8 protein-coding genes and 1 pseudogene are annotated in these 8,802 nt (G+C 41.2%); 3 read left to right on the forward strand and 6 right to left on the reverse strand.

Annotated features, from left to right (window positions below; translation table 11 throughout):
* The 3 genes from GTQ34_RS16405 to mobB form a co-directional block, all read left to right on the forward strand.
* Positions 1 to 762, forward strand: a 762-nt coding sequence (locus GTQ34_RS16405) for a site-specific integrase (RefSeq protein ID WP_166524899.1), incomplete at its 5' end; no start/stop codon positions are given.
* Between the two features lie 262 nt (positions 763 to 1,024).
* Positions 1,025 to 1,609 (forward strand): BfmA/BtgA family mobilization protein, encoded by a 585-nt coding sequence (locus GTQ34_RS16410; RefSeq protein WP_166524900.1) that lies wholly within the window; start codon positions 1,025 to 1,027, stop codon positions 1,607 to 1,609.
* Between the two features lie 5 nt (positions 1,610 to 1,614).
* Complete coding sequence (mobB, locus tag GTQ34_RS16415) at positions 1,615 to 2,637, forward strand: MobB family relaxase (RefSeq protein WP_166524901.1); 1,023 nt, start codon at positions 1,615 to 1,617, stop codon at positions 2,635 to 2,637.
* 146 nt (positions 2,638 to 2,783) lie between these two features.
* Here the strand turns inward: mobB and GTQ34_RS16420 are convergent, their stop codons facing one another.
* The 6 genes and pseudogenes from GTQ34_RS16420 to GTQ34_RS16445 form a co-directional block, all read right to left on the reverse strand.
* Positions 2,784 to 3,302: a hypothetical protein gene (locus tag GTQ34_RS16420; protein WP_166524902.1), complete on the reverse strand. Its 519-nt coding sequence runs from the start codon at positions 3,300 to 3,302 to the stop codon at positions 2,784 to 2,786.
* Positions 3,280 to 4,491: a hypothetical protein gene (locus tag GTQ34_RS16425; RefSeq protein ID WP_166524903.1), complete on the reverse strand. Its 1,212-nt coding sequence runs from the start codon at positions 4,489 to 4,491 to the stop codon at positions 3,280 to 3,282. The genes GTQ34_RS16420 and GTQ34_RS16425 overlap by 23 nt, the downstream gene beginning before the upstream one ends.
* On the reverse strand, positions 4,491 to 6,692 hold the full coding sequence (locus tag GTQ34_RS16430) for a type II secretion system protein GspD (protein WP_166524904.1): 2,202 nt from the start codon (positions 6,690 to 6,692) through the stop codon (positions 4,491 to 4,493). Before GTQ34_RS16430 ends, GTQ34_RS16425 begins: the two co-directional genes overlap by 1 nt.
* A gap of 4 nt (positions 6,693 to 6,696) precedes the next feature.
* Complete coding sequence (locus GTQ34_RS16435) at positions 6,697 to 8,115, reverse strand: GspE/PulE family protein (protein WP_166524905.1); 1,419 nt, start codon at positions 8,113 to 8,115, stop codon at positions 6,697 to 6,699.
* Positions 8,105 to 8,593, reverse strand: a complete 489-nt coding sequence (locus tag GTQ34_RS16440; RefSeq protein WP_166524906.1) for a general secretion pathway protein — start codon at positions 8,591 to 8,593, stop codon at positions 8,105 to 8,107. Before GTQ34_RS16440 ends, GTQ34_RS16435 begins: the two co-directional genes overlap by 11 nt.
* Positions 8,590 to 8,802, reverse strand: a pseudogene (locus GTQ34_RS16445) (hypothetical protein); the annotation flags it as partial. The pseudogene GTQ34_RS16445 and the gene GTQ34_RS16440, both read right to left, overlap by 4 nt.

The following is an 8,802-nucleotide window of genomic DNA, read 5'->3' on the forward strand; positions in this document are numbered from 1 at the left end:
AAGTTCATTACCGACTTTGAGAACTATTTGATAAATGGGCCTGATCTGCAAAAGGGAAAGAAGTGTACCAATAATGGGGCCATGAAACATTTGGAGCGTCTAAGGAAAATGGTAAACCTTGCCGTGAGATTGGAATGGTTGGACAAAGACCCCTTTGTAAACTATAAAAAGCATTATAAGAAGAGTGAACGCCCTTTTTTGACCGAAAGGGAACTAAGGCTCATTGAGGAAACAACATTTTCAGGAAGGGGGTATGAACGAGTGAAGGACACCTTTCTTTTTTCATGTTATACAGGATTGGCCTATGGAGATGTAAAGGCACTGGATGTAGATAATATGCGTTCCGGGATTGATGGTAACCTATGGATCCATACAAAAAGGGAAAAAACTGATGAAGCGGTCAAGGTTCCCTTACTTCCCAAAGCAAAACAAATCTTGGATAAGTATAAAAACTGCAATGAAAGGTTGGTACACGGAAAGTTGCTACCTGTATTGAGCAATCAAAAGACCAACAGTTATTTAAAGGAAATTACAAAGGCTTGTGGAATCTATAAGAATATTTCCTTCCATACGGCTAGGCACACTTTTGCCACAACGGTAACACTCTCCAATGGCGTTCCAATTGAAACCGTTTCCAAAATGTTAGGCCATACCAAATTGACCACCACACAAATTTATGCCAGAGTATTGGAACATAAGATAGGGGAGGACATGCAAAACCTTATAGAGCATATGCAGACCAAAAAAGCAGCCGAAGGATAATAAGGCTGTATTCATTCTGTCCCGCTTGCGGGACGTAGGAATAGCAAGAGGGTGATGCGCAAATTGCGCCATCACGGTTGTTTTTAGGTCTTCAACAAGTTGAAAACCAGTTAATTGAACAGATTTTGGAATACTGCACAAAATCAGGAGCTACAGTAGACTTTTGCGAAATCTACAGTAAACCCTCTGGGAAGCCCTGTAAACACTGGAAATTTTTGACGAAAAAATTGGCGCAATTTGACGAAAAAACAAAATCGCACCTATGGAAAAGCAATCTACAAATGGCAGAACAAAAAAAGGAACCGGTAGTTATTCCAATATCACCGTAAAGAAAGAAACGGCTACACGCTTTCGCAGTTATTCCAAAAAGTTCAATAAATCCCATAGTGAGGTATTGGATGGAATGATACAATATTTCAAGGAGAACAACCTTGACCCTTTTGGAGAGGGAGCAAAGATCATCCTTGATAGTATCAAAAAACTGGAGCGTCAGATGATGAAAAAATTTGATAGGCTCATTGCCATTATAAAGAACATGGAAAAGACCAGTATCCGGCCCACCTATGAAATGATGCTGATACTTTATGAGGCATACGTAAAGGATGGGAGGAAACCGAAACCTGAACCCGTTAAGTTACAGGAAGAGCGAATGGATTTTTTGGAGCCCAGAAATACCGTTCCGAAAACAGAGGAAGACAGAATGCTAAAAGAATTTGAAAGCTATAAAAAGCATTGCAATGAAATCCTCAACAATGTGGAGAAGGTTGAGCCCATGATGGGAAAGCCGTATCTAAAGATCAAGATGGGGATTGGGGATTTTGAAAGCCTGAAATATCAATTAAGATAACGCTCATGTACCTTACCATCTCAGCACAGAAAATGGGAAGTACCTACAACTCCAGTGTGGGGAACTATGTGGACTATCTGGAAAAGGAGAACGAAGAAAGGTCGCCCGAACAAAGGGAGGAGTTCTTTGACCAAGAAAACGACAGCGTAAGCCCGCAAACGGTCATCGATGAAATAGATGCCAATACGGCCAAACTGAGACAGAAAGACCCGAAATTCTATTCCATAGTTGTCAGTCCCAATAAAAGGGAACTGAAGGTCATCGGAAATGACCCGAACTTATTAAGGGAATACACTAGGAAACTCATGGAGGACTATGCCAAGAGTTTCCATAGGAACCAAGAGGTCAAGGCCGAGAACTTGAAGTATTATGCCAAGATAGAGCATGAACGCACCTATCGGGGCTTTGATAAACAGGTTCAGGAGAATGCGCCATACCGAGGGGAGATAGCAAGGCTCAGGAACGAGATACGGAAAGTGGAAAGGGGCGAATCCATCGGTAATGTCAAAGAGCTTGAAAAAAGGATCAAAGAGCAAACAAGATTGGCCCCGCACAAACAGAACGGGCAATTGGTAGCCGCTGGAATGCAAAAGGAGGGGCCACAGACCCATATCCATATCATAGTCAGCAGAAGGGATATAACAAACACCTTTACACTTTCCCCAATGGCCAAGCACAAGGCATCCGAAGTGGAACTGAACGGAAAGACGGTCAAGAGAGGATTTGATAGGGACAGTTTTTACCAAGCAGCGGAGAAGACCTTTGATAGGACAACGGGCTTCAAAAGGAACTATGTGGAATCCTATGTTGGGAGAAAGGCACGTGCCAAGGAACCGGGAAAGTTCTTTGCCAAGGTAATGGGACTGCCCACCAAGGAAAAGGACATGGCCTTTAAACTTCTTAAAACCATGGGGGTCAAAGCTCCCAGTATACCGACCAATAAAGTCCAAATGGCGGCCAAGATCATAAAAGCCCTTGGAAGGGGAATCGATAAGGCTAGGGGCACGGGCGAGGACATGGGATACTGAAATCAAAAAGTAGGTTGCGCCCTATCAGGTTTTTGCTTTACGCTTATCTACCTGAACGCTACAAAAACCCGACAGGATCCATGCGCAAAAGTGGGAGGTAAGCATTTGGGACGTTTGCAGCTAGAAACTTGGCGTCGCTAGCTGCTTTATTCCAATGTTTGAATGAATATAGTGGCCTCCAAGTAAAATTTTGAGGTTCTATTGTCTTTATTTTTCACAAAGTTCATATGTATGATTTGACCAAAACTCGATTTCATCTCCAAGTAATGAATTGATTTCAATATGGAGATAAAGTCACCTCTTAAAATGAAGTTAAAGGTTTTGTAGGAGGTATCATCAATTTTAAAAACATGTGCAGGATTAAAGTCAATTACCATCAAGCCATTTTTGTCAGCTTCTTTGTTTATCTCTCTCAACAGGTTATTCTCTATCGAAGTACCGGAATGGTCAAGTCTCCGTAAAATGGAATCCAAATGAACTTCTTTTTTGTTCAAGGCGGATAAATTTTGATAAGTATCCTCATAGGCAAACCGGTTACTTTTAGAGCTTAAGTAGTCCTTTCTAGCTTCAATGGTCTTGGATATGGCCAACTTATGGCATAAGAACAGCAATAAAAGAAAACCACTTATCAGCAGGGTAACCTTATTTTTTAATATCTTCGACATATATACTCAGTTTAAATTCTGAAACATTGCCTTTTATATAATCGTAATGCAAATTCTCCACAGATTTAACCCAGGGAATCTCTTCAATTGCGCCCACCCAGGCAGAAAAGTCTACACTCTTTGAGCTTGTTCCAGAAAGTGATATCGTATTTTCGTATACGGATATCGATTTTTTGGGTTGGACCGGTTTTTGAAATGGTTGATATTGTAACTCGGTAAACATAACACTTTCCGGCACCATGGTTGCCAGTCTGTCAATAAAATAGGAAGATTTGCTATTTGATAAAGAGGTAAGGGCACTTATTTTTTTTTCTTTTTCATCCAATCTTCTATTTGTTTTGGCTAGCATTTCTTTGTTTTCCAAATCGAAAGTTATATCCGATTTAAGTGATTTTATCTTTTCATTATAAAAGTTGAAAAAGATGAAGTTGATCAATAAAACAAAGAACAATAAAAAAATGAAATTAGGTAGGAGCAAGTTGAATGTTCTGTTGTTCGCAAAGGAACTCCTTAGTTCAGCTATGGTATTTTCCAGATTGGAATACTTCGGCCCAAAACCTGACAAAAACCCCAAAACTCCGGAGAATCCCAACAAATCAGAACTATTGAGATCCAGCCCATTTATGTTGTAGCGATAAATTTCATTATCTTTATTCTCCATAATTGTGTGGATTCCTTCAGATCCTGCGCAAATTATTTTCTTGGTATTGAAATAAACAATTTTCTGGTCTACATGTTCTATAATTGGATAAAGCCCCGCAGTACCTAGGGACAGCCCTACGAGATTGAGTTTTTTAAATTTTTCCAAATACATGTCAATTTCCTTTTTTTTACAGATACTGATTGCCAAACAGCCCTTTATCGCTACAGTCTGAAAGTAGAATTTTTCGGGTTTCAACCCGGGAAACAACTTATCAATTGCTGCATTCTTGTCAAGATTTGATTGAGCATCCATAAATCTTGTTATTATAGTATCCAGGTTGAAAGATACATGGATGGGCATCGAAGTTTTAATGTGTCCCATAAGTGAATTGAAATCCTTGAATTCCAGGCTTTCGGTAATTTCCAGTTCCTTTCCCTTTTTTACAACGTGGATCAGATGGTAATTGGCCTCCCCTTGAAATTGGAATATTTCCAATCCGTAAAAAGAATTCCCTTGGCCAAAATATTGTTTAATCCTTTCGATCACTAGTAGATGACTGTGGGTTTTATTAAAATAGTGAGTTTTTGCTTGGAATCTTCCCTTTTCCTTTTGCTGAACAACCACTTGATGATGGGGATTCTTGCCAAGAATGGAACACCACTTCCCGTATCGTTCTTTACCTTTTCCTCCAATCCACCCAAAATGGCCACATCCTGGTTTTGCATTCTTATGATCGAACTGAATTCTCTGGAAGTCAATCCCGGAGGAGCCTCCTCTTCTATCCTATCACCGCTGAAGTCTGATTGGATGACATTTATGTCGAGGGTAACTTGTCCGTTTCCGGAAACAAGAGGTTTTATACTAACGGCCAGTTCGGCATCGATGGGCTGGAAATTTCTTATTTCGGAGGTGCTCGGAATTTGGGAACCAAAGAAACTCTGGCTGGTGACCACATAATAGGTGGTCTCACCGATGGATAAGTTGGCCCTATGACCATTTAGTGTGGAAAGTTTTGGGGTCGACCTGATTCGAATGTTCCCGTTTGCCTCCATGGCCTTAATGGTGGCAAAAAACTCTGGGACCACCCTACCTATGTTGAACGACCCAAAACCATCAAACCCCCCTATGATTTTGTTCACGGTTTTTGCACCCAGCGTGAGATCTGTCTCCGGGTAAATGCCACCCAATGTCTCTACCGGGTCCTCCCCAATGCCCCAACTTATGCCGGTCTCAATAGTAGAAGACCTACGGACCTCTATGAGCATGACCTCGATCAAAACTACCGGGACCGGCTTATCAATTTCTTTTATGAATTTTTTGAAACGGTTTATGCTTGCTGCAGGGCCGCTCAGCAGAAAACTGTTAAGCTCAAAATCGATTTTTATGTCCAGATCCGCCACCACTTCATCTGGAAGAATGTTCACAATTGCTTCGGCATTGGAGGAATAATTGCCAAACCTGTTGTTTTGAGTATTTATATTCTGGTTATTCCTTGGTCCAAGTGCACTTCCTCCTTGAACGTTTCCAAATCCATTTGTGCCATTCTGAAAGCCATTGTTTCCCAAATAATTGATTCCCCCAGATACCGTTCTGCCTGCAGAACGACCAAATCCTGCAGATTGCATGGGGTCGCCCAAAAGTTCCACCGATCGGTACATCATCTGAACGATTTCCAGTCTTCTTACACTGAGTTGATCGTCGGTTCCAAAAAAATAAAGATCATTTTCCTTTTTGAAGGTGAAGTTCATACCATTGGTTTGGGAAAGGGTGTTTGGATTGGCATTGTTTCGATTGATTGATGGTCCGTTTGGACTTTCTGCCAACGGTTGGATATTGGAGGACCTATTCTCGAATATTTTGGTGAGCATGTCATCAAAATAGATTTGCTTGGCCTTAAAGGTGACATTACCGGCTTTGCTCAATGGAGTGGCCATATAAAAATCCAAATTCAAATCAAGGCTGATATTGCTTATTATGTCGGATATGGGCACATTTGAGAAATCGACATTCAGGAGTCTCTGCACGGTATCCAGTACCTGATAGTAAAAATCTCGATGTCCCAATCTATTGTGATCGGCATTTCCACCATCATTGTTAACCGTTTTTAGATTATTGTCGAACAAATAAAAACCCTCCCTTGACTTTGAATAGGTCAATCCATTTGTTTCGGCAAGCTTTTCCATGGCCAGATCAAAAGGTACATCCTTGATGTAAAGGTTCATCGGAAGGTTTTCCATGCCACCATTGTAAAGGAGATTCTGCCCTGAAACATCTATTATTTTTCGGAATACCTTCTCCAAAGTATCGTTCCTCAAGTCCATAGTGATTAAATCATTGAGGGGATCATATCCGATAATGACTTCTTTTTCGGGTACAATCACTGGAGGCGGCATATACTTTTTCACAGAAAGAATGTTTCCAGTAAAATCAATGTCCAGCTCATATTGTTTGCAAAGAAAAATCAACAGGTCTGATACGGTGACATCGGAAAAACTGTTTACGATATCAATGCCTTGTAGGCTTGGATCCACGTTGATGTTGATTTTGTGTACTTGGGATACCGCCAATAAAAAATTGGACAGGGAAACACTGCTCACATTGATTTCCAACTTCAGATTTTCGGAAAGCCCGGGATTGTCCACTGAAAGCAAATCCAAATTATTCTCAATATTTCGAATACGGCCGTCTTCCTGGGCCAACGAAAGTGCAAAGAACAGAAGTAACGTGGGACATAGAAGTTTTTTCATCGATTCAGTTGGTTAGCAAGGGATAGATCTCTTCTATTGAAGTAACACCGCTTTGGACAAGATGAAGCGCGTTATCTTGAAGTGATTGTATATTATGGCAATCAATATATTCATTGATGTCAAGGGAATTGGATTTTATATAAGGCGTAAGTTCCTTCGTGACCGGGATTATTTCGTAAATCGCCTTTCTTCCATTATATCCAGTATGGTGACATGAATTGCAACCAGCGGGGACATAATGAAATTCTAGGTCACTGCCAATAGGATAATCGTTTGGGAACAATCCGGGGCCAATAGTTTCTCTTTGCTTGCATTCAGTACATAACAGTCTTATGAGTCGCTGGGCAACGCTCACGTTCAAGGTGCTGGCAATTAAAAAGGGGGGGATGCCCATATCGATCAGCCTGGAAACAGTGCCCCAAGCTGAGTTGGTATGTATGGTGGACAATACCAGATGACCGGTTAGGGCAGCCCTTATGGCCATGTTGGCCGTTTTTACATCCCTTATCTCCCCCACCATAATGATGTCCGGGTCCTGACGTAAGAATGTGCGCAGTGCATTGGCGAAGTCCAATCCGATGGCCTCCTTCAACTGAACTTGGTTCACTCCCTCCAAGGTATATTCAATCGGATCCTCAATGGTCAAAATATTGGTCTTGGAATCGTTGAGCAATTTCAGGGTGGCGTAAAGTGTCGTAGTTTTTCCTGAACCCGTAGGCCCTGATATCAATATGATGCCATTGGGTTTTCGAACACTCTCTTTGTAAAGCAGCAACTCTTTTTTGTTAAAGCCCAAGTCATCTAAATCTATTGAATGGGTATCCCTGTTAAGAATCCTGAGCACCATCTTTTCGCCAAAGAGTGTCGGGAGGGAGGATACGCGGATATCAAACTCTGAGTTGGTTTGTTTTATGGTGATCCTGCCATCTTGTGGCAACCTTTTTTCGGCGATGTCCAAATCTGCCCTAATCTTAATTTTATTTATTATTGTAGGGTATTCGCTGAGGGGTATGCTAAACTGCTCGATCAATTTTCCGTCCAGCCTGAAACGCACGCGACATTTGGTCTCATAGGGTTCGAAATGGATGTCACTGCTGCCAAGGGCCTTGGCACTGATCAGCATCTTCTCCAAAAAATCAGGGGTATAGTGAAGTTCGCCGCTTTTTGGGAATTCAGCTTGTCTATAATTAGCGGTTAGAAAATCCTGCAGCACCGAAGTCTTCACATACTTCAAGCTCAGTCGGAAATCAAATACCACGGATAGCTCGGAAAGCAGTGTTTCAATGGAGTTCGTATCCGTTAAAAAGACTATTTGCTCGCCGATTTTTTTCTTTGGAACTATTCTATAATGGTATGCCTGATCTGACGAAATACAATGGGCCAGTTCAGTGGGCAGCAACAATGTTTTTTCCTCAATACGCATATAACGATGGGGATTTGAAGATTATACCATATCCAATGACCGCAATAAGAAAGAGTCCCATAAGTCCGGCAAGGGGGACCGTTTCACCCAAGTAAACCTTTTTTAAGAACAAATAGGTCAAAAGGGAGAATACTATGGCATTGGCAAAAAGGATAATGAATGTAATAGTTGGAAATCCTAGGGCAAAAGCAAAAAAAAAGAGTATGTCACCCAGCCCTAAACTATGGTTCAAAAACCTTTTTTTTGCCACAAATCGGGTATAGGCGTAAAGTGCCACAACAATCAACGTAACTAGCAACATATTGAACATGACATAGTTTAAGAACAAAGAGCTTTCTACTGAATTGGAATAATGCAGTGACCCAAAAAGAATCATGGCCAAAGGAAATAGGAACCAATATGCCTGTCTTTCCCTAAAATCTTGGTAAGCAATTTGACCTAAACACATAATGGTTAAAACTGACAGTAGGTAACTCAATCTTTCATGATTTGTCTTGGATTCCCATTTTCATCTATTTCCCAAATATTAAGAACACCGTCTCCATCAAAATCCGTAATGGCCTCCGCTCTGGCCTTGAAGCGAGCATTATCTGCAGTTACGATTTCATAAACATAGTTTGCGGTACCCCCGTCCTTGACGGTTCGTGGAGCTTCAAAATCAAGTTCTTCGATGACATTGGCATATTT

Origin of the sequence: Flagellimonas ochracea (assembly GCF_009903685.1) — a bacterium.
Taxonomy (GTDB): Bacteria; Bacteroidota; Bacteroidia; order Flavobacteriales; family Flavobacteriaceae; genus Flagellimonas; species Flagellimonas ochracea.